This is a genomic window from Labrys miyagiensis (assembly GCF_030160835.1).
GTDB lineage: Bacteria > Pseudomonadota > Alphaproteobacteria > Rhizobiales > Labraceae > Labrys > Labrys miyagiensis.
On record NZ_BSPC01000023.1, the window covers coordinates 84,683 to 110,392 of the forward strand.

Annotated in this window: 20 protein-coding genes and 1 tRNA gene; 9 read left to right on the forward strand and 12 right to left on the reverse strand. The window is 63.2% G+C overall.

From position 1 onward, the window contains the following. Positions 1-20: 20 nt before the first annotated feature. The 3 genes from QQL24_RS12685 to carA all read right to left on the reverse strand — a co-directional run bounded on the left by QQL24_RS12685 (position 21) and on the right by carA (position 3,454). Positions 21-905, reverse strand: coding sequence for a glycoside hydrolase family 16 protein (locus QQL24_RS12685; protein ID WP_284312463.1), 885 nt, complete (start codon positions 903-905; stop codon positions 21-23). A gap of 243 nt (positions 906-1,148) precedes the next feature. Continuing rightward, a complete protein-coding gene (locus QQL24_RS12690; protein ID WP_284312464.1) occupies positions 1,149-2,222 on the reverse strand; it encodes an extensin-like domain-containing protein in 1,074 nt (357 codons plus the stop codon). A 20-nt stretch (positions 2,223-2,242) separates the two neighbouring features. Next, entirely contained in the window at positions 2,243-3,454 is a 1,212-nt protein-coding gene (gene carA, locus QQL24_RS12695) for a glutamine-hydrolyzing carbamoyl-phosphate synthase small subunit (RefSeq protein ID WP_284312466.1), read from the reverse strand. A gap of 245 nt (positions 3,455-3,699) precedes the next feature. Between carA and QQL24_RS12700 the strand changes: the two genes are divergently transcribed. Both QQL24_RS12700 and QQL24_RS12705 read left to right on the forward strand, forming a co-directional pair. Continuing rightward, positions 3,700-4,161: a GatB/YqeY domain-containing protein gene (locus tag QQL24_RS12700; protein WP_284312467.1), complete on the forward strand. Its 462-nt coding sequence runs from the start codon at positions 3,700-3,702 to the stop codon at positions 4,159-4,161. A gap of 171 nt (positions 4,162-4,332) precedes the next feature. Next, positions 4,333-5,472, forward strand: a complete 1,140-nt coding sequence (locus tag QQL24_RS12705) for an alpha/beta hydrolase (protein ID WP_284312469.1) — start codon at positions 4,333-4,335, stop codon at positions 5,470-5,472. A gap of 3 nt (positions 5,473-5,475) precedes the next feature. Here QQL24_RS12705 and QQL24_RS12710 read toward each other — a convergent pair whose 3' ends face one another. Further along, positions 5,476-6,399: an NAD-dependent epimerase/dehydratase family protein gene (locus tag QQL24_RS12710; protein ID WP_284312471.1), complete on the reverse strand. Its 924-nt coding sequence runs from the start codon at positions 6,397-6,399 to the stop codon at positions 5,476-5,478. 83 nt (positions 6,400-6,482) lie between these two features. Between QQL24_RS12710 and QQL24_RS12715 the strand changes: the two genes are divergently transcribed. Next, a complete protein-coding gene (locus tag QQL24_RS12715) occupies positions 6,483-7,394 on the forward strand; it encodes a LysR family transcriptional regulator (RefSeq protein WP_284312472.1) in 912 nt (303 codons plus the stop codon). Positions 7,395-7,406: 12 nt separating this feature from the next. Here QQL24_RS12715 and QQL24_RS12720 read toward each other — a convergent pair whose 3' ends face one another. Next, entirely contained in the window at positions 7,407-7,574 is a 168-nt protein-coding gene (locus QQL24_RS12720; RefSeq protein WP_284312474.1) for a hypothetical protein, read from the reverse strand. A gap of 726 nt (positions 7,575-8,300) precedes the next feature. Here QQL24_RS12720 and QQL24_RS12725 point away from each other — a divergent pair. Together QQL24_RS12725 and QQL24_RS12730 are read left to right on the forward strand one after the other, a co-directional pair. Further along, entirely contained in the window at positions 8,301-9,566 is a 1,266-nt protein-coding gene (locus QQL24_RS12725; RefSeq protein ID WP_284312475.1) for a porin, read from the forward strand. A gap of 181 nt (positions 9,567-9,747) precedes the next feature. Next, positions 9,748-10,710 carry a threonine dehydratase gene (locus tag QQL24_RS12730; protein WP_284312476.1) on the forward strand — a complete coding sequence of 321 codons (963 nt, stop codon included), beginning with the start codon at positions 9,748-9,750 and terminating at the stop codon, positions 10,708-10,710. Positions 10,711-10,860: 150 nt separating this feature from the next. Here QQL24_RS12730 and QQL24_RS12735 read toward each other — a convergent pair whose 3' ends face one another. From QQL24_RS12735 to QQL24_RS12745, 3 genes are all read right to left on the reverse strand, one after another. Beyond that, on the reverse strand, positions 10,861-12,111 hold the full coding sequence (locus QQL24_RS12735; protein WP_284312477.1) for a DUF6386 family protein: 1,251 nt from the start codon (positions 12,109-12,111) through the stop codon (positions 10,861-10,863). Between the two features lie 195 nt (positions 12,112-12,306). After that, complete coding sequence (locus tag QQL24_RS12740) at positions 12,307-13,191, reverse strand: alpha/beta hydrolase (protein ID WP_284312606.1); 885 nt, start codon at positions 13,189-13,191, stop codon at positions 12,307-12,309. 105 nt (positions 13,192-13,296) lie between these two features. Next, a complete protein-coding gene (locus QQL24_RS12745) occupies positions 13,297-14,184 on the reverse strand; it encodes a VOC family protein (RefSeq protein ID WP_284312478.1) in 888 nt (295 codons plus the stop codon). A gap of 166 nt (positions 14,185-14,350) precedes the next feature. On the opposite strand from QQL24_RS12745, the gene dnaG reads away from it, so the two are divergent. Further along, on the forward strand, positions 14,351-16,258 hold the full coding sequence (dnaG, locus tag QQL24_RS12750; RefSeq protein WP_284312480.1) for a DNA primase: 1,908 nt from the start codon (positions 14,351-14,353) through the stop codon (positions 16,256-16,258). Between the two features lie 457 nt (positions 16,259-16,715). Further along, complete coding sequence (gene rpoD, locus QQL24_RS12755; RefSeq protein ID WP_284312482.1) at positions 16,716-18,719, forward strand: RNA polymerase sigma factor RpoD; 2,004 nt, start codon at positions 16,716-16,718, stop codon at positions 18,717-18,719. Positions 18,720-18,872: 153 nt separating this feature from the next. Here the strand turns inward: rpoD and QQL24_RS12760 are convergent, their stop codons facing one another. From QQL24_RS12760 to QQL24_RS12770, 3 genes are all read right to left on the reverse strand, one after another. After that, on the reverse strand, positions 18,873-22,049 hold the full coding sequence (locus QQL24_RS12760; protein ID WP_284312484.1) for an efflux RND transporter permease subunit: 3,177 nt from the start codon (positions 22,047-22,049) through the stop codon (positions 18,873-18,875). Positions 22,050-22,060: 11 nt separating this feature from the next. Next, on the reverse strand, positions 22,061-23,224 hold the full coding sequence (locus tag QQL24_RS12765) for an efflux RND transporter periplasmic adaptor subunit (RefSeq protein WP_284312485.1): 1,164 nt from the start codon (positions 23,222-23,224) through the stop codon (positions 22,061-22,063). 184 nt (positions 23,225-23,408) lie between these two features. Then, complete coding sequence (locus QQL24_RS12770) at positions 23,409-23,645, reverse strand: hypothetical protein (RefSeq protein WP_284312486.1); 237 nt, start codon at positions 23,643-23,645, stop codon at positions 23,409-23,411. Positions 23,646-23,864: 219 nt separating this feature from the next. Here QQL24_RS12770 and QQL24_RS12775 point away from each other — a divergent pair, with 219 nt between their 5' ends. Together QQL24_RS12775 and QQL24_RS12780 are read left to right on the forward strand one after the other, a co-directional pair. Continuing rightward, positions 23,865-24,170, forward strand: a complete 306-nt coding sequence (locus QQL24_RS12775) for an HlyU family transcriptional regulator (protein WP_284312487.1) — start codon at positions 23,865-23,867, stop codon at positions 24,168-24,170. Between the two features lie 85 nt (positions 24,171-24,255). Further along, positions 24,256-24,332 (forward strand) — tRNA-Arg (locus QQL24_RS12780). 210 nt (positions 24,333-24,542) lie between these two features. Here the strand turns inward: QQL24_RS12780 and QQL24_RS12785 are convergent. Continuing rightward, entirely contained in the window at positions 24,543-25,622 is a 1,080-nt protein-coding gene (locus tag QQL24_RS12785) for a class I SAM-dependent methyltransferase (RefSeq protein ID WP_284312489.1), read from the reverse strand. Positions 25,623-25,710: the final 88 nt, after the last annotated feature.

Consider the following 25,710-nt stretch of genomic DNA (forward strand, 5'->3'; position numbering starts at 1 on the left):
CTTCGCGCCGACCGGCGGCATCACTTGACGGCCGGCTCTGCCTTCACCGCCACCGCATCCTTATCCTTCGAATAGATGCGGATATAGTCGATCTGCATGTCGTAATGCCCGCTCGCCGGCATGGCGATCGGCCAGCCGCCGCCCATGGCGAGGTTGAACATCCAGAAGAATTTGTCGTCCATATTGGGGCGGAGCATCTTCAGCCTCTGAACCTCGGCGCCATCGAAATAGCAGATCACCTCGTTCTTGGTGACCTCGAAGCCATAGGTATGAAAATTGGCTGACATGTCGGGCAGATTGTATTTCACGCCGCCGGAATCGGTCTTCTTGCCCCAATCATGCACGGTAGAGCGCATCACGGTCATGTCGTTGCCATAGGCCTCGATGCCGTCGATCTCGAAAGTGCCTTCCGGATCGCCGCCGGCATTTTGCGACTTCATGTTGATGGCCCAGTTCGCTGGCCACACGCCCGAGCCCGTCGGGAACTTCTGCCGGACCTCGACATAGCCTTCGCGGAACACGGCGCTCGGTTTACGGCCGTTCGAGAAGGCGGTCGCGATCATGCCGGAATACCATTTGCGCTTCCAGCCGTTGGGATCGACGAAATTGGGATCATGGATGGCGCGAATGTTCAGGACGCCGTCCTTGACGGTGTAGACCTGATTGAACTTGTCATGTTCCTTCGGATCGATCGTGATGAAATAACTGTCCGATCCCCATTGCGCGCCATTGGGCTGCTTGCCGACCTGCCACTTCGTCAGGTCCAGCTTGTCGCCTTTGAATTCGTCGTCGAGGATGAGCTTGTAGCCGGTGAGATCGGGCCCGGCCGCCTGGGCCAGCGCCGGAACGGCAAGGAAACAGGCAGTCGTCAGCATCAGGGCCATGCGCCGGGCTGCGAGAGTCATGGTCACTTCCTTTCGGGCCGCCGATCGGCGACCGATGTCGAGACAGGAGCCGGTTCTGCCGCCCAAAGCGATGGTCGTTGGCCCGGCGGCATGGTGCGTTGCGAAAGACTGCCAAACGCCATAGCAGCGGGCAACGCCCACTTTATGACGAACCCTGACCAATTGATTGACGGGCGGGGATCGGAGCGCCACCCCTACATTGGATTGCTCATCCCTATAAGTGCAACTTAAGGATGCGCAATCTTATCGGCAGGCTTTCCAGTGACCCATGTCCATATGGAAATGGTCTTCGTGATAGCCGTCGGAACCGGGACCGAGCACGACCTGGAAGACATCGCAGGTCACTCCATGCACATCCTTGAGGAAGGCAGCATCGGCGCCCTTGCCATAGAAATCCTTCTTCACCGTGATTTCCTTGCCGCTAGCGGTGATGTAGCCGGAAATATCGATGGCATTGCCGTGGGCATGTTCGGAGAGCTTGGCGCCCTTGATGTTGTTCATGCCGCGGCAGTCATAGGAAGCGGCCACCCTGATCGCCACCACGCTTTCGCCGAGTTCCTTCCTGGCCGCCGCCTGCATCCCCGCCTCCCAGCGCACCAGCCCACCGACCATGGCGCTGTCGACGGTTGCGGCAGGCTCCAGCGTGGTGCGGCTGCTGGGCCCCAGCGCCATCAGCCGGTAGGGCTGGGGCACGCTGCAGGCACCCTTGGCGATCGCCGCCTCAGGCGTCATGCGCGCGAGGTTGTTGATGGCGATGCCTGCCCCGGGGAAGGCGCCGAGCATGGCGACCTTGGTCTCAGGCTGGGGCGGATTGGCGCCGGGATCGAGACTCATGCGGTCGTCGATGCCGCCCGGGCGGCGGACCGGCAGCGGCACGAAGGCGTGGGTCAGCGTGCCCGGCGGGATCACGCTTCCGGGCCGCACTTCCGGCTGCGTCGGTACGGTGGCGCTGGCCTGCCCCTCGGGCTGAGCGTTCGGCTGGGGCGCCGGCTGCGCCATGTCGATACCAGTGTCGGGCCGCTCGGGCGGCAGCGGCGTGTCTGCATAGGCGGCCACGGTCCCCGGCAGATCCGGCCGTTCCGGCGGCGTGGGCACGCCACGTGTGATGATCTCCGGCAGGTCGTCCAGGCCGATCGAGGCCTTGATCGCCTTCATCAGCCTGGGTTTGGGCGTGAAAGGCTTCAGCGGTCTGGCCGCTGCTGCGTCGAAGCTCTTTTGGAAATAGTCCGGGAGGGGAACCAGCGGGGCATCGGCCGTCTCAGCCGCCGCACTGCCGCAAAACAACGCCAGAAGAACACAAGCGACGCCAACGCGCATGCACACTCCTCCGGTTGCGGTCAGGCGTTTTGTTGCGCAACTGCGGCAACACCATGGCGGGACGCCATGTTTTCGACAAACCGCTTAAAGAGGTAGTGACTATCCTGTGGACCGGGCGAAGCCTCGGGGTGGTGCTGCACCGAGAAGACCGGCCGGCCCTTGAGGGCGATGCCGCAATTGGAGCCGTCGAACAACGAGGCATGCGTCTCGACGACGCCCTCGGGCAGGCTGTCGCGATCGATGGCGAAGCCGTGGTTCATCGAGACGATCTCCACCTTGTCGGTGGTGAAGTCCTTCACCGGATGATTGGCGCCGTGGTGCCCCTGCTTCATCTTTTTGGTACGGGCGCCAAGCGCCAGGCCCAGCATCTGGTGGCCGAGGCAGATGCCGAAGATCGGGATGTCCATCTCCAGGAGGGCCTTGATCACCGGCACGGCATATTCGCCCGTCGCAGCCGGATCCCCCGGGCCGTTGGAGAGGAAGACGCCATCGGGCTTCAGCGCAAGGATATCCTCGGCCGGCGTCGTGGCCGGCACCACCGTGACGGCGCAGTCGGCAGCGGCGAGCAGGCGCAGGATGTTGCGCTTGATGCCGTAGTCGACGGCGACGACGCGATATTTCGGAGTGCCGAGTTGGCCATAGCCGTTCGACCACTCCCAGGTGGTCTGGTCCCAGTCGAAACGCTGGGCGGTGGTGACAGGCGGCACGAGGTCGAGGCCGTCCATCGAAGGCAGGCCGGCAGCTTCGCGCTTCAAGGCCTCGACATCGAAATTGCCGTCAGGATCGAAGGCGAGCACCGCATTCGGCATGCCGCCCTCGCGGATGCGGGCGGTCAGAGCACGGGTGTCGATTCCGGTGATGCCGGCGATGTTGCGGGCCTTCAGCCAGCCGTCGAGATGGCGGCTGGCGCGGTAATTGGCGGGCTCGGTGATCGGCGCATGCAGCACCACGCCACGCACGCCCGAACTCGCGGCCATGTTCACCGTCTCGATGTCCTCGTCATTGACGCCGACATTGCCGATATGGGGAAAGGTGAAGGTGATGATCTGGCCGGCATAGGAGGGGTCGGTGAGGATTTCTTCGTAACCCGTCATCGCCGTGTTGAAGCACAATTCGCCCGAAGCCTTGGTGATGGCGCCGAGGCCCTGGCCTTCGATCACCGTGCCGTCGGCGAGGACGAGAAGAGCGGTCGCCTTGGGTTCTGCCCAGCCGTCTTGCCAGCCATTTTCCATGCGATCGACCTCATCCTTGCTTGTGCGACTGTCATTTTCATCTTAAGTGCCAGATGAATGGCGGCGGCATAGCATGCGCCGCCCGGCAGACGCGGCGGAAATTAGGGATCGGACGGCCTGCCGTCAACCCTTCTCGCTAACCAAATAATCAAGCAATAACAATGGCTTGCGTTTGGAGCGGCAAATAATCCACTGCGGCAGGCCGTTTTCGAAGGTTTTGATTCTAAGGAAGAAGGCAGGCACCCATGTCTCTGCGCGAGGAATTCACCACCGCCGTCAAGGACGCCATGAAGAGCGGCGACAAGCCGCGCCTGTCGGTCGTGCGCATGATCCAGGCCGGGCTGAAGGACCGCGACATCGCCGCGCGCGGCGGCGAGCATGACGGCAAGATCCCGGAGAGCGAGATTCTCTCCATGCTGCAGAAGATGATCAAGCAGGCGCAGGAAACGCTGGAGACGGCGACCAAGGCCGGCCGCGCCGAGATGGCGGAGAACACCAGGGCCGAGATCGAAACCCTCTCCTCCTTCCTGCCCCGGCAGATGGACGTGTCCGAGACCAAGGCCGCCATCGCGGCTGTCGTGACCGAGATCGGCGCAGCCGGCGTCAAGGATATGGGCAAGGTCATGGCCGTGCTGAAGGAACGCTTCGCCGGTAAGATGGACTTCGCCAAGACGAGCCCGCTCGTGAAGGAAGCCTTGAGCGGCTGATAGCAGGCCGGGCAGGCCAGTTGGCCGCAGCGAGATCCTGCACTTTGCAAAAGAAGGGGCGGCGCAACTGCCTCCCGTTACCTTAACCTTCTTTTAACACTTTCGCGCTCTCCCCTTCCCTGTTCCCGCCGGTCCGGCTAAATTGCCGGGCGCTCACGGAACGAGAACGGCATGGCGTCTATCCTTAGAATGTTCCTGCAGCTCTGCGCCATGCTGGCGGTGGCTGCAAGTCTCGCCTCCTGCTCAGACCGGCCGGGCCCCAATCTGCTGCATCCGGTGGTGGGCGCCGCGGGCGTCGGAACGCCCATCAAGGTGCTGGTGGCGACTACGCGCCAGCGATCGGACACCGACAGCCTTGATTTCACCAACAAGCGCAATTTCGGGCTGAGCTACGAACAATACTCCATCTCGATTCCGCCCAATCACCTGCCGGGCAAGATCGAATGGCCCAGTTCCCCACCGGGCGATCCAGCTCGCAATTTCGTGGTAACCAGTGCCAGCGAACTCGATGAGAGTGGCTTCAACCGCGCGCTGTTCGCCGGCAAGAAGGGCGGCGGAGACGTCGTCGTCTTCATCCATGGCTACAACACCAATTACCAGGAAGCGGTCTACCGCGTTGCCCAGCTCAGCAAGGACAGCGGCTTTCCCGGCGCGGTGGTGGCCTTTGCCTGGCCTTCGATGGGCACCCTCACCGGCTATGTCGCAGACCGCGAGGCGAGCACCTATTCACGCGACTATTTCGAGACGTTCCTCAACGATCTCGCCCGCGCGCCGGGTGTAAAGCGCATCCATATCATTGCCCACTCCATGGGCAACTGGCTGACGGTGGAGACGCTGCGCCAGGCCAAGATGCGCGGCAACTCGGCTTTCCTGCCCAAGCTGGGCGAAGTCTTCCTGATGTCACCCGATATCGATGTCACTGTCTTCCGTACCCAACTCGATGCGATCGGCAAGCTCAACGAACCGATAACGGTGGGCGTCTCGCGCGACGATCGCGCACTCGGAGCCTCGCAACGCCTGGCCGGCGACGTGCCACGCGTCGGCAATGTGCTCCTCGAGGATCCGAAGGCGCAGGCGGCCATCCAGCATTATGGCCTGCGTGTAATCGACATGTCGGACAGCAAGAGCATCGATTCGATGAACCACAGCAAGTTCGTGTCGATCCTGCCGGCGCTGAACGAGGTCGCCAAGAACGACACCATGGTGGCGCGCGGCAACCCGGTCTCGCGCACCGGCGTGTTCGTCGTGGACACCGCCGGCACCATCCTGACGGCGCCGCTGCGCCTCGGCGAAGCCGTGCTGGGGCAGTGAGCCTCACGCCTTCCTGAAGCTGTCGGCGGTGAGCGGTATGCCCTCCTCCAGCGGCGTCGGCTTCAGGCCGAAGCGGCGCTCGAACTTGCTGCTGTCGACCAGGAAAGGACGATCGTGCTGGAACGAGGTCTCGTGCCATTCGCGGATGAAGGGCATGAACAGGCCGACGAGCGGCATGAGCCAGCCGGGCATCTCCATCAGGCGCAGCTTCACGCCGAGCCGGCCCGCCGCCATGGCGAGGATCTCGCGCGGGGTCCGCGCTGGCACGCTCGGCGCATGCCAGACCTGGCCATAGGCGTCGTCGGGCGCATCGAGCAGCAGGATGGCGGCGCGGGCGACATCCGGCACATAGGCCAGCGCATGCGGCGCGTCGGGCTTGACGACGAGCTGCGCGCTCCTGCCCCGCGCCAGGGCGCCGATGGTGGGCGTGCCCAAGATCGAATTGGCGACGCCAGGCCCGTAGAAATCGGGCGCGCGTAGCGCCGCGGCCTTGACGCCGGAAGCCTGCCACTGCCGCGTGATGGCGGCGCGCACCTTGCCCTTGCGGCCGTTCGCGGCCATCGGCATGTCCTCGCGCAGCGGCTCGACCTGCGGGCCGTACATATAGAGATTGTCGATGAAGATCAGCCGCGCGCCGCTGGCGATGCAGGCCGCCAGCATGTTCGCCATCACCTTGGGCCAGGTCGTTTCCCACACCGCGGCCTCATAGGGCAGGCCGATGGTGCAGATCAGTACGCTGGCACCGTGCATCAGGCGCATCAGCGCGGCGCCGTCGACGGCGTCGCAGGGCTCGAATTCGGCCCCTGGCGGCAGTCTGCCTGGCTGCTTGCGCTGCGCGATCACGCTTGCCCGCCCCGCCTGCCCCAATTGCTCGGCTATCGACAGGCCGACCGGGCCACCGCCCAAGATCACAATCCGTTCCGACATCATTGCCTCCTCTTGATAGGAGAGGGATAGCAAGCGCCCTATCATAATTCCAATGCATGTTTTATATTCACACTATGCGTAGCATGCATTTGAAGGCGATCGATCTCAACCTGTTGACGGCGCTCGGCGCCCTGCTCTCCCAGCGCAGCGTCAGCCGCGCGGCACGCGAGGTCGGCCTCAGCCAACCGGCGATGAGCCGGGCGCTGGACCGGTTGCGCCACCTCTTCGGCGACGATCTGATGGTCCGCTCCGGCGCCGGCATGGTGCTCACCGCGCGGGCCGAGGCGCTCGCCCCGCGCGTGCAGGTGCTGCTCGCCGATATCATCGATGTCGTGGCGGAGCCCGATTTCGATCCTGCCCGCGAAAGGCGCACCGTGCGCATCGCCGCCGTCGACTCACAGACGGCGCTGTTCTTTCCTGGCGCGATGGCGCGCCTGCTCAAGGAGGCGCCGGATGTCGATCTGCGCGCCGTGCCGATCGGTCCCGACATCAGCAGGCGCATGCAGGCCTGCGAGATCGACCTCACCTTCTCGCTGGCCAACTATCCCCTGCCGTCGGGCGCCCATAGCGAGCGCCTCCTCGACGACAGGCTCGCTTTGATACTGCGCCGCGGCCATCCGGCGGCCGCCGGCCAGACCCTCACCCTCGCCGACTATGCCGCCCTCAGCCATGTCACCGTATCGATCTTCGGCGACAGCTACACTGAAGCCGACGCCGCCCTGGCTGCCGCCGGGCTCGAACGGCGCATCGCCCTGACGACGCCGCATTTCACCGCGGCGCTGGCAGCGGTGGCGCAGACCGATATGGTGACGGTGCTCTCTCGCGCTTTTGCCCTGCAATTCGCCGAGCCGCTCGGCCTCGTGCTGCGCGAGCCGCCGTTCCAGGCAAGGGCCCTGCCCGTCACTTTGGTCTGGCCTGCGGCCCGCAAGCACGACCGCCTGCTGGCCTGGCTGCGCGGCGTGTTCAAGGATGTCGCTGCGGGGCTGGCGGCCTAAGGCGAGTAAAGATCAGAAATCGTTTGGATGAACATATCCCCGCCGATTGCGGATAAACGAAACCCTGCCGGTGAACAAAGCGATCATGAAGGCGAAAGCACCACCAATGGCGTGGAGGCTGGCGGCAATATCAAGCGCCTGCAAGAGCCATAGTAACGTGATCAATAGTAAAGTGATCATGTGCCCATCCCAATGAAGCGTGCCGTGATCCGATACCCTGAAGCCGGCATTGGTGTGTCGGAACCATGGCGGCCGCGGCCCTTGTGTCGCTACTTCGTCGTCCGATAAGCATGTCAGCCGCTATTGAGCTTGGGCTTCGGCCCTTGTCGCTCGGAACAATGACCGCACCGTCGCCTTGAGACGCCCAAGGGATCGAGCACAATCGGCCGCGCCTCGAATTGCTGTATCCAAGAATATACACAACCATGGATACGACCGCCGGGCAGCGGCGTTTCGCATTTCACGGGCAGTCACGGCCAGCGCTCAGAGTAGCCATGCTGCTTTGTCGATCCTCGGCATCGCCAAACTGATTATGCATGCCATCCAAACTCCTATTCATTATCAAATTTTAATGTCGGATTATGAAGTATATATTGTGATTAACCCTGCTCTTTGAGCAATCTTACTTTAGGTATTCATTCTGTCATAAAATATAACTTCAATATAATCATTTTGTCATAAATATATATGTGACTTTTAAGGCACATATCCTTGTTATAAAATCGTCACATCAATCTCAGATTGTATTTTATATTGTAAGTACACTCCTGATTCAGCAAGTAGGTTGCGGCTCTCGTTTCGCGAGCATCATGTGCTGATTGCATCTTATAGCAAGCAGGCCGGAGCTTGGTACCGGAACGAACCAGCCCAAACGTACGCAATCCAACTTGCTCAGAGAGCCTTCCGATGATGATCAAATCTCTTCTGCTCGGCGCCGCGGCGAGCGTTGCCGCTCTTGCCGCCGCTCAGGCCGCCGACCTTCCCATGACCAAGGGGGAAGCCGTCGAATATGTGAAGGTCTGCTCGGCCTTCGGCCCCGGCTTCTTCTATATCCCCGGCAGCGATACCTGCTTGAAGATCGCTGGCGAAATCCGCGCCGACTACCGCTTCTACAACCAGAGTGGTGACAGCCGCACCACGGCCGACGGTTTCAAGCAGACCCGCAACATCCACGACACCGCCTTCGACACCGAGGCGCGCATCTCCTTCGATGCCCGCACCCAGACCGATTACGGCCTGCTGCGCTCCTTCTTCCAGATCCGTGCCAACAGTCGCCCGATTCCGGCCAACTGGACCGTTGCCAGCGATACGCAGACCAGCCTCTTCCGTGTCAAATACGCCTACATCCAGTTCGGTGGTTTGACGGCCGGCTTCGCCCATTCCTTCTTCGGTTTCTACGACTACGAATACGGCAACACGATCTGGGGCCCGTATTATGCCGAGTCGAACGTCGTCAACCTGCTCGCCTACACGGCCGATTTCGGCAGCGGCTTCACGGCCACCCTGTCGGTCGAGGACGGCCGCGACCATCGCCAGAATGCCTTTTCGAGCAGCCAACAGGGCGGGCAACAGGCTCCGGATGTCGTCGGCCAGGTCCGCCTGAAGCAGGATTGGGGGTCAGTGGCCGCCCAGGCCGCCATCCATCAATACCGGACGGCCGAAGTCATCGTTCCGCACGAAGACAAGTGGGGCTATGCGGTCGGCGGCAGCTTGCTCGTCAACATCCCGGCCATCGACAAGGGCCACTTCGTGATCGAAGGCCAGTACGCTGATGGCGCGCTGGACTATCTCGGCGTCGGCAACTCCAAGCTCAAGGGCCAGGACTATTTCGTCAATACCAATGCCAGCCTTGATGGCGGCAAGGGCTGGTCGGTCGTGGCCGAACTCGGCGGCAACTTCACGCCGCAGTGGGGGGCCAACCTGGTCGGCAGCTACATCGACACCAGCTATGACAAGTTCAGCGCGATCGGCGACGACCTCAAGGTGAAGGAATATTCGATCACCGGCAACGTCACCTATACGGTCGTGAAGGGCCTGAGCATCACAGGCGAGGTCTCCTACACTAACCAGGCGATCGACAACACGGTGTACACGACGCCGGCCCCCGCCCATGCCTTCGACGCCAAGTCTGATTTCGTGATGGGTGGTATCCGCATCAAGCGTACCTTCTGATCCGCTTCTCTTCCTGGAAGACGACGACGGGCCCGGCATCAGCCGGGCCCTTTGCGTTGTGGCCTGTGCTTGAGGCGTCGACAAGATGAGCGCATGAGAAGCGAGGGGCCGTCTTCATCTCGTGCCATTTCCGCGGTAACGCTACGACATCTCGACAACATTGAGTCGCAACGGATTGATAATGCCGCTTTTTTCCAAGGACGAACTCGTTTCCGCCAGCCAGCTCATCCATAGCAGGATGCTCCCGACGCCCCAGCTCGTCTGGCCGCTGCTCAGCCAGCGCGCCGGCGCCACGGTCTGGGTCAAGCATGAAAACCACAGCCCTATCGGAGCCTTCAAGGCGCGCGGCGGCATCAGCTTCATCGACTGGATCCGGCGCGAAAAGCCGGAGGTTGGAGGCATCGTCACCGCCACGCGGGGCAATCACGGCCAGGCGCAGGCGCGCGCCGCCACGGGGGCCGGTGTCAAGGCAAAAATCCTGGTGCCCTTCGGCAATTCGACCGAGAAGAACGCGGCCATGCGTGCCTTCGGCGCTGAGTTGATCGAGTTCGGCCAGGATTTCGACGAAGCGCGCCTCGAGGCCATCCGCCTGTCGCAGGCCGAGAACCTCTTCCTGGTGCCGCCCTTCCACAAGGAGATCGTGCGGGGTGTCGCCATCTATGCCCTGGAGCTCTTCACCGCCGCGCCCGATCTCGACACCGTCTATGTGCCAATCGGCTGCGGCTCGGGGATTTGCGGCGTGATCTCGGTTCGCGATGCCCTCGGTCTCAAGACGAAAGTGGTGGGCGTCGTCTCCACCGAGGCCGCAGGCGCCAAGCTCTCCTTCGAGGCCGGCCGCATTATCGAGACCAACTCCGCCAACACCCTCGCCGACGGCATGGCCGTGCGGGTACCGGTGGCCGAGGCCTTCGAGATCTATTCGAAGGGCGCCGACCGCATCATCGCGGTCAGCGAAGAAGAGGTGAAGGAAGCCATGCGCATCCTCTACCGCGACACCCACAATCTTGCCGAGGGCGCCGGCGCGGCCGCCTTCGCCGCCCTGATGCAGGAGCGGGAGGCCATGGCGGGCAAGGAAGTCGCCGTCATCCTGTCCGGCGGAAATGTGGACATGGCCGTCTATGCGGGGATCTTGGCGGGAGCGTAGGTCGAGTGCCCCTGCTAGAGCGTTTTACTTTCAGATCGAATCACCAAGAATCGCAAAATGCTTTTGATACCAGCAAGTTAATTTCGAAATGCGCTCCTACCTGAACGCATTTTGCTCTAGGGAACAGGATCGGCGCACCAGCCCTCACCATCAGTTCGCCCATAGCCCCTTGTGCGACCAGTTCATCAAACCAGAGGCTGGTGCTGGCGAGGATGGCGGCGTTCCGGTGTCCAGGAGATCGTGCAGCATTCGCAGGCGCCCGGCCACTGGGCTCGCATAGCCCTTGACGCGCATGGCGAAGGGCAGGTCGAGATGCATCAGCGCCCAGGTGGTGACCGCTTCGGGCGAGATGAGTGCCGCGAGACGCTCCGTTTCGAAGGAAGGATGGCCGAGGCGAGCCTGGACGGCCGGATTGCCGTTCACCTGCATGATCAGCTTGGCTTTGAGGGCTTGTGCGGCCGCGGGATCGCCGGTCATGTCCGGTTTCTCGACGGGGGCGATCTCGACGGGCCTGAGCGACGCAGCGGGCCCGCCTTGGACGAGGCGCACCAGGCATAGGCCATTCATGCCCAGCACCGCCTTCTCGTCACCGCGCCAGGACAGCTGGCTCTGGCGCGCCAGGATGGCATAGGCGCCGGTTTCGAAGGAGGGGGCAACCACAAAGCCTTCGGCGCGCGCGGCCCGCTGGATGGTCTTGGGAAAGGCCGCTTCGGCGATGTCGTCGCCGACGCACAGGCGTGCGAACTGGCGGGGCAGAAGCGCCATCGTGTCGGGCACCGCCAGGCTGGGATAATGCATTGGGCCCCGCAGTGCCTCGGGCCAGCGATAAAGCTCTTCGCTCGCGGCATTGTCCAGGAGCCTTGGCGTCCAGTCGCGATCGGGGCGGATGTCCGGCGGCGTCGCCGCTACGGGAATGCCGGCAATATCGGCCACCGGCTGGAACTGGATGACGTAATTGGGGCGGATGGTGCCGGCCTCGCGCGCCGAGTTTCCAGGGTCTCGCCACGCGATCGGATGCACCGTCACGTGATAGGCGCCGTTGGCGAGCTCGAACCAGTGATCTCCAATCGCAGAAAGATCCCTCATCTGCTCGTCGCTCGGCAGGGCATCCGTGTTGTCGAGAAGGATGCGGCCGTGCCGAACGATCAGCGGAAAGCTCCAGGAAGGACAGGCATCAGCGGCTTCGGCCGGCGTGAGATCGCCCGTCGTCAGCCGGATAGCATAGCCGCCATCCGAGCCCGTGCAGAAGGCGATCAGACGGCCCGCCGCCGATTCACTGCCATAGGCAAAATCATAGCTGTACCAGTCGAGCGGATCCCGCGCGCGATGGGTCAGGTCGTCCGGATGGAACAGGACGAAGGTCGCCACATCGGTGCCAAGCAGAATCGTCTTTTCGGCCATGGAAATCGCGCTCCTCGAGACTTTATGGCCGCCAACATAGAGGCAAGAGCGGGGCCCAGGTGTTTCGGCCGGAACGCCTTTTGGCTGATCGCGATTGGGAGATTTGCCGCGGACATCCACCTCTCCTGGGGTCGGGCCTGGCGATCCTTGGCGTCCGCGAGGCAGGCGACGACATCGGGCCTGCAGCGCTTTCCCTCACCCGAGCATGCCTCTCTGGCGAAGCCATGCCTCGTAGTGATCCGGCCATGCCGCAGTGGGTGTACCCGGCCGCCCCATGCCGAAGCCATGGCCGCCGCTGGCAAGGCGCATGAGTTCGACGGGAACGCCCGCGGCCTGACAAGTCTGCGCCATGATCGCGGTGTTGGCTGGGTTGGAGACCGGGTCATCCTGCGCCTGCGCCAGGAACATCGGCGGGCAGTCTTTCCGGACATGCGTCTGGACGGACCATTCCGCGCTCTCCCCGGCCGAGGGGTGCCGGCCTATTAACACGCGGCGCGTGGACGTGTGGTCATAAGGCGGCTCCAGCGTGATGATTGGGTAGATCAGGGCCGCATTGTCGGGCCGGGCCGATTGGGTATCGGCCTCGTCCACCCCGGGATAGGCCTTGAAGGCCGAGCGGGCGGAGGCCAGACCGAGCAGATGGCCGCCGGCGGAAAAGCCGAGCACCCCCAGGCGGCCGGGATCGATGCCGTAGCCCGTGGCGCCGGCCCGGATGAGCCTCATTGCGCGCTGGGCATCCTGCAGCGGCGCGAGCGGCCCTGCCTTCCAGCCCTCCTCCGGCAGCCGGTAGGCGAGCACGAAAGCGGTGACGCCCCTTGCCGCCAGCCAGGCAGCGGCGGGATGGGCCTCGCTGCCCATCTCGATCCGCTTGTAGCCACCGCCCGCCGCCACCAGCATGGCCGCTCCGTTGGGCTTGTCCGGCCGGTAGAGCTGCAGCGAGGGCAGCGCGATGTTCGACCACGCGCCCCGCGAACTGACACGGACCGGACCGCTCGGCCCTCCCCCGCCAGGCGGCATTCCCGGCCAGAGCGGAAGCGCCTGAGAATCGGAGGCGCCAGCACGGGAGGGCAAGCCCAGCATTGCTGCCGACAAGAAAAGCAGGGATCGGCGATCGAGAAGCATGGCGGCGCCTCGCATGACTACACAAGCTATCTCCCCCCGGCCTGCCCCGTTCCATGGCCACTCTCAAGTCGGGGCATGAATCTCCGCGATATAGCCGCCCGGGAAGCGGACAATCACAGCCCGCCGGCCATCGACGGCATAGGATGGCACCAGGATCTCGACGCCGGCAGCCTTCGCCCTGGCCAGGGTCGCCTCGAGATTGCCGACTTCATAGCCGGTCAGGTCGCGGCCATAGGGCCAGGGCAACTTCCCATCCGACACGAACACCACCAGCGCGCCGAAGCCCGAGCTGATGCGTATGCGCCGGATCGTGTCCCCCGGCCGGCCCACTTCGACGCCCGGCGCCTTGGCGTCGTCGGAGACGATCTTGCCACGCGAAAAGGCCAGCCAGCGGGAAAGGAAAGCATCGGCGGCGTCGGCCGTCAGATAGACGCGGTTCTCGGGCACGGTGGCCAGCGGGGGATAATTGGGCTTCACCGTATGCCAGTAGAGCTGCATGTTCACGCCGCCCGGCCATTGGATCAGCGCATCCCGGCCGATCGGATCGGGAAAGGTGTCGACAAGACGCATCGCGCCACTGTTGACCGCCGCGCCCACCGCCGCATCGATATCGCTGACGAGATAGCCAGTGCGCTCCTCCCCGAAGGGGTAGGGAACCGGCGTCCTGAAGCCGAAGACGGATACGATTCCCACCGGCGTGGCGACGATCTGCGACAGGGTCTGGCTCGGCGTGGGCGTGACCTGGAACACCCCTTGTTTGCTGGCAGTACCGCCGAAGGTCGCGATGAAGCTCGCCACGAAGCGGGCGAAATCGCCCGGCTCGACATAGACATGGGTCGAGTCGTATTGCGGCCCCACCGAATAGTCGGTTGAGGTCTGCGCAGAGGCGCCGCCGAGGAGAGCAAGATAGGCCAGAGCCACGACCAAGGCTCTGAAACGGAAGGCAATCATGGTTCCCCGACTCCATGCGGGCTTAAGGCGTGTCGTCGGCGCAGACCCTACCCGCCTTCCAGCCCCTTGTCTTCCGCAGTAGAATAGCGGGGATGAGTCGCCCGGGCCAAAGGCCGGCGGCCCGAGCACCCTTGCTATATCGCTCGCCGCTCTCACATGTGAACAGATGAAATACCCGCCCAACCTGCTCGACGAGATCCGTGCCCGTCTGCCCGTCACGGCGGTAGTGGGCAGGCGCGTCAAGCTGAAGAAGCAGGGGCGGGAATGGCGCGGGCTCTCCCCTTTCAACGCCGAGAAGACGCCCTCCTTCTATGTCAACGACCAGAAGGGCTTCTATCACTGCTTCTCCTCAGGCCGGCATGGCGACATCTTCCGCTTCCTGATGGAGACGGAGGGCGTCTCCTTCCCCGAGGCGGTGGAGCGCTGCGCCGGCGAGGCGGGTGTCATCCTGCCCAAGCTCACGGCCGAGGATATCAAGCGCGAGGAAGAGCGGGCCTCGCTGCATGAGGTGATGGAGATGGCGGCGGCCTTCTTCCAGTCCCGCCTGCAGGCGCGCGAGGGGGCGGCGGCGCGCGGCTACCTCGCCGATCGCGGCCTGACGCCGGCGATCCAGGCCGAGTTCGGCATCGGCTATTCGCCCAATGAGAGATTCGCCTTGCGCGACCACCTCGCCGGCAAGGGCGTCGACCGCGACGCCATGATCGAGGCTGGCCTGCTCGTCCATGGCGAGGACATCCAGGTCCCCTATGACCGCTTCCGCGACCGCATCATGTTTCCGATCCATGACGCGCGTGGCAAGGTCATCGCCTTCGGCGGCCGCGCCATGGATAAGGAGGCCTCGGCCAAATATCTCAACTCGCCCGAAACCTCGCTCTTCCACAAGGGTTCCTGCCTCTACAACCACCACCGCGCCCGCAAGGCCTCCCATGAGAAGGGCGGTGTCATTGCGGTGGAGGGCTATGTCGACGTCATCATGATGAGCGTCGCTGGCTTCGGCCACACCGTCGCCCCGCTCGGCACCGCCTTGACGGAAGACCAGCTTACCCTGCTCTGGCGCATGAGCGAGGAGCCGGTGCTGTGTTTCGATGGCGACAAGGCCGGGCGCAAGGCTGCCTACCGCGCCATCGATGTCGCCCTTCCCCAGATCGGGCCGGGCAAGACGCTGAAATTCGCCCTGTTGCCGAGCGGGCAGGATCCGGACGAGTTGGTGCGCTCCTCCGGAGCCAGCGCGGTCAGCGAGGTGCTGCAGGGCGCCATGCCGCTCGCCGATATGCTGTGGACACGTGAGACTGAGAGCGGCGATTTCGAAACGCCGGAGCGCCGCGCCGCCCTGGAGCGCAAAGTCATGGACGCGCTCACGCCCATCCGCGACGAGACGCTGCGCAAGCATTACCGCGCCGAGATGCAAGGGCGCCTGAACAACTTCTTTGCACCTGTTCGCGCCGCCGAAGGTCGCTTCGAAGGCGGCCAACGCTCCTGGCGCCGAGGGCCGGGCGGCCGGCAGGAAACACGGTCGGGCCCTCCTCCCGTCACCGCCGGCGTGCGCGAAAGCGCGCGCGTGCGCGGTGGCCATGGCGTGGTGCCGGCGCGCGAGGCGCTGATCCTTGCTGCCGTGGTCGCCCATCCCGTCCTGCTCGACGATCATTGCGAATTGCTGGCAGGGCTCGAATTCGACAATGCCGAAACCAATCGGCTGCGCCAGGCCCTGATCGATTGCGTGGCGCATGGCCTTCGCGAATCACCTGAGATCGAGACCGAGCTTCTCGGCCTCGGATTCGAGCGTTTGCTCCATCAGATTACCTCCGCGAGCGCGCTGGGACACTTTTGGGTGCGGCGCGACGCCGCTTTTCCCGACGTTCGGGACGGATTCGTGCATGCTGTGGCCTTGCATCACAAGAACCGTACGTTACATAAGGAGCTCAGGCTCGCAGCGACTGCGCTGGAGCAGGACCTCACCGACGAAAATTTTGCCAGGCTCCAGGACATCAAGGCGCAAATCGCCACGATGGAAGGGACGGAGGCGATGATCGAAGGGTTCGGGGCCTCCTCCGGGCGCTCGTCTCGAGATATGTGACGGAGCTATGAGTCGATATTCAGGGTTAACGGCGGATTAGCCTTTGCCCGGTTAGTGATAGCGTCAATCCTTTGGGGATCGGCGGGTTCCTTGTCATCGCCTTGCCGCGAAGATATGGGAACCGGCACCTCATGGGATATGGGGCAAGGCGGCGACCAGTCGGGTGGCTCCGGGTACCGGATGCTGCCCTTTTTGGTGTTGTCGCTCCAGCCCTCCCTCTACGGGAGGGAATCGTGCCTTAACCCGCAAGGGTGTGGCACAGGGTGATTGTGTTCGCCAGCGCTTTCGAGCGGGATTTTCCGCTCGGCGGGCTGGCAGCGGAGAGCAGGGTTTCCCGAGTTGGAGCAGGATTCCAACCCGGAAAACCCTGCTGGGAACTTGGAAGGACGCAGCAATTTGCGGGGCCGCCCGACGGATGGCCTCACAAATTCTGCTTTGGCGATCGAGGGAAAGCGATATGGCGAAAAAAGAAGCTGACAAGGAAGAGACGCCGGAGACCGAGGCGCCGAGCCAGGACAGCCCCTTGCTCGACCTGTCGGATGCCGCCGTCCGCGCCTTGATCAAGCGCGCCAAGAAGCGTGGCTATGTCACGCATGAAGAGATCAATAACGTGCTCCCCTCCGATCAGGTCGAAGGCGACCAGATCGAGGACGTGCTCGCCATGTTCTCCGAGATGGGTATCAATGTCGTCGAGAACGAGGAGAACGAGGAGACGGAGGAGGCCGCCCCGGCCGAGGAAGAGGAAGCCGAGGGCGGCGACCTTGTCGAGGCCACCTCCACGCGCGCGATCGCTTCGACCACCACGGCCAAGGAACCAACCGATCGCACCGACGATCCCGTGCGCATGTATCTGCGCGAGATGGGCACCGTCGAGCTGCTGTCGCGCGAGGGCGAAATCGCCATCGCCAAGCGCATCGAGGCCGGCCGCGAGGCGATGATCGCCGGGTTGTGCGAAAGCCCCCTCACCTTCCAGGCCATCATCATCTGGCGTGACGAGCTCAACGACGGCAAGATCCTGCTGCGCGACATCATCGATCTCGAAGCGACCTATGCCGGCCCGGATGGCAAGAACGTGCCGACGGCCGTGATTGGCGAAGTTGCGGCCGAGGTCGAAGGCGAGGCCGCGCCCGCCCTGGACGACGACGCGCTGCCGCCGATGGACAGCGAGATGGACGAAGACGACATGGAGAACAACGTGTCGCTTTCGGCCATGGAGGCCGAGCTGAAGCCGAAGGTGCTCGAGACCTTCGACCTGATCGCCGACGACTACAAGAAGCTGCGCCGCCTGCAGGACGTGAACGTCGAGAGCCGGCTGCAGAACCGCTCGCTCTCGCCCTCGCAGGACCGCAAATACAAGAAGCTGAAGGAAGAGATCGTCACCAACGTGAAGAGCCTCTCGCTCAACCAGGCGCGTATCGATGCCCTGGTCGAGCAGCTCTACGACATCAACAAGCGCCTGATCGGCTATGAAGGCCGCCTCATGCGCCTGGCCGAGAGCTATCGCGTCGACCGTTCCGACTTCCTCAAGACCTATCAGGGCTCGGAACTCGACCCGAAGTGGATCCTGCGCGTCTCCAAGCTCGGCTCCAAGGGCTGGAGGGAGTTCGTGGCGCACGAGCTCGAGACCATCAAGACCATGCGCGAGGACATCCATAACCTCGCGACCGAGACGGGCCTCGAGATCACCGAGTTCCGCAAGATCGTGCATATGGTGCAGAAGGGCGAGCGCGAAGCCCGCCAGGCGAAGAAGGAAATGGTGGAGGCCAATCTGCGCCTCGTCATCTCCATCGCCAAGAAATACACCAATCGCGGCCTGCAGTTCCTCGATTTGATCCAGGAAGGCAATATCGGCCTGATGAAGGCGGTCGATAAGTTCGAATATCGCCGCGGCTACAAGTTCTCGACCTATGCCACCTGGTGGATCCGGCAGGCGATCACCCGTTCGATCGCCGACCAGGCCCGCACCATCCGCATCCCCGTGCACATGATCGAGACGATCAACAAGATCGTGCGCACGAGCCGCCAGATGCTGCACGAGATCGGCCGCGAGCCGACGCCGGAGGAACTGGCCGAAAAGCTCGCCATGCCGCTCGAAAAGGTGCGCAAGGTCCTCAAGATCGCCAAGGAGCCGATCTCGCTGGAGACGCCGATCGGCGACGAGGAGGATTCGCATCTCGGCGACTTCATCGAGGACAAGAACGCCATCCTGCCGATCGATGCGGCGATCCAGTCCAACCTGCGCGAGACCACCACGCGCGTGCTGGCCTCCCTCACCGCCCGCGAGGAGCGCGTGCTGCGCATGCGCTTCGGCATCGGCATGAACACCGACCACACGCTGGAGGAAGTCGGCCAGCAGTTCTCGGTGACGCGTGAACGCATCCGCCAGATCGAGGCGAAGGCGCTGCGCAAGCTCAAGCATCCGAGCCGCTCGAGGAAGCTCCGGAGCTTCCTGGATAACTGACCGGGAGCGTCGAATAGTCGAAAGAGCCCTCTGTGCCAACGCGCAGAGGGCTTTTTTGGGCGCCGCGGCTGGGAGCGCGGACATCTTGTCCGCCTCTTCCCATCCTGCAAACTCACCGTTTCCAAGAGGCGGACAAGATGTCCGCGCTCCCGGTTACGCCTCCCCGGCCACCGGTTCAGCTTTCACCACTGCTTCCTTCTTCCGCCCCGCCCCAGTCAGCAAGCGTAGCGTCACATAGAACACCGGCGTGAGGAACAGGCCGAAGAAGGTCACGCCCAGCATGCCGAAGAACACTGCCGTGCCGAGTGCCTGGCGCATCTCGGCGCCCGGACCGGTGGCGATCAGCAACGGCACCACGCCGAGGATGAAGGCGAAGGCCGTCATCAGGATGGGACGCAGGCGCAGGCGGCAGGCCTCGACAACCGCATCGATCGGCGACTTGCCCTCGTTCGCCTCCGCCTCGCGAGCGAACTCGACGATCAGGATGGCGTTCTTGGCGGCGAGGCCCACCAGCACGATCAGGCCGATCTGCGTGAGGATGTTGTTGTCCATGCCGCGCAGCATCACGCCCAGAAGTGCGGAGAGCACCGCCATCGGCACGATCAGGATGATGGCGAGCGGCAACGACCAGCTCTCATATTGCGCCGCCAGCACCAGGAAGACGAACAGCACCGACAGGCCGAAGATGAAGATCGCCGTATTACCGGTGGCGCGCTCCTGGAAGGCAAGGTCGGTCCACTGGAAGCTGGTGCCCTGCGGCAGGGTGGCTTGGGCGAGCTTCTCCATCTCGTCCAGCGCCTGCGCCGTCGAGGTGCCGGGGCCGGCATTGCCTTGCAGTGGAACCGAGGGATACATGTTGTAGCGCTGGATCAACTGGGGACCGGAAACCTCCTTGATCTCGACCAGAGTGCCGAGCGGCACCAGCGCGCCGCTGGAGGAGCGGACCCTCAGCCCGGCGATCTGGTCGGTATCGTTGCGGAAGCGCTGATCAGCCTGCGCCTGAACCTGGTAGACACGTCCGAACGCGTTGAAGTCGTTGACATAGGCGGTGCCGAGATTCTGCTGCAGCGTATCGAAGATGTTGGAGATGGGAACGTTGAGGATCTCGGCCTTCTGACGATCGATGTTGAGGAAGATCTGGGGCGAATTGGCGGAAAACGTGGTGAAGACACCAGCCAGCTTCGGATCGGACCGCGCCTTGCCCATCATCTCATAGGCCGAGCCCAGCACGCGCTGGATGTCGGAGCCTAGCCTTTCCTGGAGCTGCAGCTTGAAGCCGCCGGCATTGCCGATGCCGCGCACGGGCGGCGGTGGAATGGCGATGATGAAGGCTTCCTGGATCACCTGCATGCGGCCGAAGAGATCCTTGATGATCTTGTCAGCCGTCAGCCCCTGCTTGATACGCTCGTCAAACGGCTTGAACGGCACGAAGATGGCGGCCGAGTTGGTGGCGTTGGTGAAGGTCGCCGCCGAAAAGCCGGCAAAGGCTACCGCATCCTGCGCGCCAGGCGTCGCCTGCGCGATCTCGGAAACACGCTTGGTGACGGCATCGGTGCGCGAGAGCGAGGCGCCATCCGGCAACTGCACGACGACGATGGCATAGCCCTGGTCGAGCGTCGGGATGAAGCCTTGCGGCACTTTCTGCGCCACCCAGACGGTGGCGGCGAGGAGGCCGGCATAGATCGGCAACATGATGATCTTGCGCCGCACCACCCGGTTGACGCCGTGGGCATAGCCATTGGCCAGCCCTTCGAAGCCGCGATTGAAACCGCCGGCCAGGCTGTTGCCGAGGCGGGAAAGAGGATTTCGCGGCGGCGCATGGCCGTGCGGCTTGAGCAGGATGGCGGCCAGTGCGGGTGAGAGAGTGAGCGAGATGAAGGCCGAGATGAAGGTCGAGACCGCAATCGTCAGCGCGAACTGCCGATAGAACTGACCTGAAATGCCGGGAATGAAGGCGGTTGGAATGAAGACCGCGCCCAACACCAGGGCGATGGCGATCACGGCCGTGCCGACCTGGTCCATGGTCTCGTGGGCCGCATCCCTTGGCGACATGCCCAGAGAGATGTTTCGCTCGACATTCTCGACGACCACGATGGCGTCGTCGACCACGATGCCGATGGCCAGCACCATGCCGAACAGGGTCAGCGTGTTCAGAGAAAAGCCGAAAGCCGCCATCACGGCGCAAGTGCCGATCAGCGACACCGGGATGGCGATGACGGGGATGAGCGCCGTGCGCCAGCTCTGCAGGAAGACGATGATCACCAGCACGACGAGGATCACGGCCTCGCCCAGCGTATGGTAGACGGCGTTGACGGACTCCGCGATGAAGGTGGTGGGGTTATAGACGATCTTGTAGGCCACCCCCGGCGGGAAGGACTGCTTCAGCTCCTCCATCTTCTTGATGATCTCGTCGGCCGCCTGAAGCGCATTGGTGCCGGGGCGCTGGAAGATCGCCAGCGCCACGGCTGGCTTGCCGTCGAGATAGGAGTTGGTGACATAGTCCTGCGCACCGAGCTCGACGCGCGCCACATCCTGCACACGCACGAGCTGGCCGTTCGGTGTCGAGCGCACGATCACCCGCCGGAACTGGGCGACATCCTGGAAGCGGCCCTGCGTGTTGACCGTGATCTGGAAGGCGGCGCCGGATGTCGTCGGCTCCTGGCCGATGGCGCCGCTGGAGACCTGCACGTTCTGCGCCTGGATGGCCTGCACCACGTCCGACGAGGTCAGGCCATAGCTCGCCAGCTTGTCGGGGTCGAGCCAGACACGCAGGCTGTATTGGCGCTCGCCGAAGATGGTGAGGTCGCCCACGCCATCGAGACGCAAGAGGTCGTCGCGTACATTGTTGCGGGCATAGTTGGAGATGTAGAGCTGGTCGTAGCGGTCATCCGGCGAGAGCATGTGGATGACCATCATCAAATCGGGCGAGGATTTCAGCGTCGTCACGCCGAGGCGCCTGACATCATCGGGCAGGCGGGGGGTCGCGATGGCGACGCGGTTCTGCACCAGCACCTGCGCGGTATCGAGATCCGTGCCGAGCTTGAAGGTGATGGTCAGCGACATGCTGCCGTCATTGGAGGCATAGGAGGACATGTAGAGCATGTTCTCGACGCCGTTGACCTGCTGTTCCAGCGGCGTCGCCACCGTGGCGGCCACCGTTTCGGCATTGGCGCCCGGATAGGTCGCCCGCACCACGATGGTGGGTGGCGCGATCTCCGGATATTGCGCCACCGGCAGGCCGAGATAGGCGATGCCGCCCACCAGCACGATGACAATGGCAAGCACCGCCGCGAAGATCGGGCGATCAACGAAGAAATGGGAAAATTTCATCGACCCCGCCCTCAATTGGCCATGCTTGCCACCGCCACGGGCGGCAGCGTCATCAGCTTGGGATCGACCTTGATGCCTGGCCGCACGCGCATCAGGCCGTTGACGACGATGGTCTCATCGCCCTTCAGGCCCACGCGGATGACGCGGTAACCATCGACGCGCGAGCCCACGCGCACGGGCTGCAGCGAGATGGTGTTATCCGCGCCCACGACATAAACGACGCGGCGGTCCTGATCGGAGCCGATCGCGTCCTCGGGCACCAACACGCCCTTGTACTTGTCCGAGCCGAGGATGCGGATGCGGCCGAACAGGCCCGGCACCAGCGAGAGATCCTTGTTGTCGAGTATGGCGCGCGCCCGGATGGTGCCGCTGGCATTGTCGAGACGGTTGTCGGTGAAGTCGAGATGGCCCTTGTGGGTGGGCTCGTTCTCATCCGAGGTCGCCACCAGTACTTCGTTGAGAGCACCATCGTTCGAGGTGCGCAACGAGCCGGTCGAGAGCTTCTGATATGCGAGGAAGGAACGCTCATCGACGTCGAAATAGAAATTGATCGGATCCATCGACACGATGTTGGAGAGCACGGTGTCGTTGGCATTGACGAGATTGCCGAGGGAGACCAGGTGGCGCGACATCCGGCCGGCGATGGGCGCGCGGATCTCAGTGAACTGCAGGTCGAGCTTGGCGCGGTTCAGCGTCGCTTGCGCACGGTTGACATCGGCCTGCGCGGTGGCAAGCGTCTGCGCGCGCTCATCATAGATCTGGCCGGTGATGTTGCCCGATTTGCGCAGGTTCTCGGCACGGGCGACATCGCCCTGCGCAAAATCCACCCGCGCCTTGGCGGATTCCAAGCTGGCCTGCGCTTCGTCGAGCGCCGCCTGGTAGGGGCGCTGGTCGATAGTGAAGAGCAGGTCGCCGGGCTTGACGACGCTTCCGTCGGTGAAATTGATCTTGTCGACATATCCGGAGACACGGGCACGGATATCGACCTGGTCCACCGGCTCGAAGCGGCCGATGAAGTCGTCATATTCGACGACGTCCTTCACCACCGGCTTGGCGACGGTGACGGGTGGCGGCGGAGCGTCCTGTGCCCTGCCCGGCTGGGATGCGCCCAGAAAAGCCAACACAACCAGAGCGCTCCAGGCGATCTGCCGCCCGGTACCGGTAACCTGCCTCATGATATCCCCCGTACGATGCCGGCTCTCGCCGACTGGCCAAGTACCCTTTTCGCAACAAGTCCGTGTTCGGAACCATGGCGGGCCCCCGCCTGCCATGGAACAAGGGGGTATCGGCCCTGCGGCCTTGCCCCCGTTAGCGGCGCTTCGGGCGCCGACGAAACGCCGATCCCGAGCCCATTATCGTCTAGAAGCGGTGACGGCCATGATGGCGGTTGTTCCAGTCATGCCAGTTCTGGCCATCCGGCGCCTCCTGGATGGCTTCGTCGCAGGCGCCGAAGAAACGATACCAGGGCAGGATGCATTCCATCCGGGCATTCTCGGCATAGTCCCGGCTCTGATAGCGCGGCGCGGCCTGGGATTGTCCGGCTAGGCCATACAGCCCGCCGATGACAATCGTGCCGGCCATAATCAGCTTCTTCATATCGGTACCCTGAAAATTGCTACAACTTCAAACGTTCTATCCGAACATTAGAGTAGCAAGATGGCAGGGGCAATCTTGTCTGCAGTCTCGGCGGGAAACCAATATTGGATGCAACCATGGCCGCGACTTCTGGCCAAGGGGGCCGGATGACCGCCCCATTGGCGAGAAGCGCCGATAAGGCTATCCTCGCGGCAACATCAACAAGACCGGGACACGCTCGTGGCTTCCTTCCTCAAATCCCTCTCTTCCCTGTTCGGCGGCCGCGATTCGGGCGGCGGTGCCCCGGCGGCCGCGCCCAAAGGCGATGGCGAGGAATATAACGGCTTCATCGTGCGCCCCGCCCCCTACAAGGAAGGCGGCCAGTACCAGACCTGCGGTTTTGTGGAAAAGGAGATCGGCGGCGAATTGAAGAGCCACAAATTCATCCGCGCCGACCGTTTCGCCAGCCTCGATGACGCCGTGCAGTTCTCGCTGACCAAGGGCAAGCAGCTGATCGACGAGCAGGGCGAAGGCCTGTTTCGATAAAGTATGAAAAAAGCGCATAAAGCGCTTGCATCCCCGGACGCCCTTGGCTATCAGGGCGCCTCGGAAGCGTTCGCCGCTTCCCCGCGCGCCCGTAGCTCAGCTGGATAGAGCATCAGACTACGAATCTGAGGGTCAGAGGTTCGAATCCTTTCGGGCGCGCCATACTCATTTCCATCATGAAACACCGATCTTGGTCACGGAATCGCCGTTCCGTCGCACGTTTTCCATCGGGCACTAGAGCAAAGCGCGTTTAGGCGCAAACGCTGCTTTGCTCTAACTCTTTGTTTCGACGCGTCTTTGCGATTCTTGCCGGGTCCGTCAAATCGCAAAACGCTTTAGCCTTCAAATTGTATGGGCCTGGCTTTAATTTATTCATTCCCGAACGAGCACCAACGCAGCGAGCGGAATCATCATCTTCTCTGGCGATAAAGCCAGCCTCTGCGCCATTCCCGTCTCCATCCGAGCTTCAAACGCCGCCGCGCGTGGATCGGCCGCCCCTCCTGACAAACTCGATGCCAGCGTGGGGAGCACGGATGCGGAGGAAAATGCCGCCCATTTGGCTCCGAAAGCACGGGCGTTGCCGTCGGCGGCGAATGCTTCCCAGATTCTATCCTCGCCCTCGAAAATCTCGATGTGATTAAGCGACAGCTCGGGAATACGGCCGTTAGCGAAAGGATCGCAGAATTCCATCCTAGTCCTGCCCACCGTGGGAATAGCCATTCGAGCCTTCTCCTCCGGCAGGATCAGCCCCTCATCTGCCAAGGCGCAGAGCGTCTCGTACATCGCGGCGAGGAGAGGTCCGTAGCCGAAATTGCCGTCGTCGGTGCGGGCCATCGTCAAGATGACGAGACGGCCGCCAGGCAGCAATTCCTTACTTCGCTGGTGTAGGAACGTTGCCCAGTCCTCGGCAGCTTGTCTGGCGTAGGCAGCACGCGCGTTCTCGTCTCGGCTGCACGCGATCTGCACGTGATCCAGGATCATCGCCGGCGTCCGGCTGAGCCACTGCACGGCCCACCCACTCCAACCGAGCGAAACGCTAGCCGGAGGCAACACCTGTTCGTAAAACGAGCGGCCGACAGCACTTGCGAAAACCGCGGGATCACCGCGAAGGTAGCTCGCGGGATCGCCGTCGAGCAGTTGGAACAGAGCCGAAAAATCGTTGCCCGGAAGATCCGTGTGTACCACCGACAACGGGCGGGAGCCGCCCACGCGCGACCGCAAGACCTCGATGGCCGCCGACATGGGAACGAGCGAATTGCGACCTTGAGACGAGCCATAGTCAGCAACGATGACAGGCGCTCCGTCATCCGTCGGCAGCGAGGCGCCGTAAGCGGCCTTTTTCAACAGAGCCAGAGCGGGCACCGCTCCTGTGGCCTGAACCGACGATTTCCGGTTGTACTCTCCGTGTCCTTCCATCGGGGCCGGACCTGCGAGATTTGCATCCTCGTTCATGACGATTTTCTCAACGAATTCAGTTCTGTCGATACGATTTTATCCTGTCATGCGCGTAGTTCTCGAGAAACAAGGTGCGTCGGGCCAG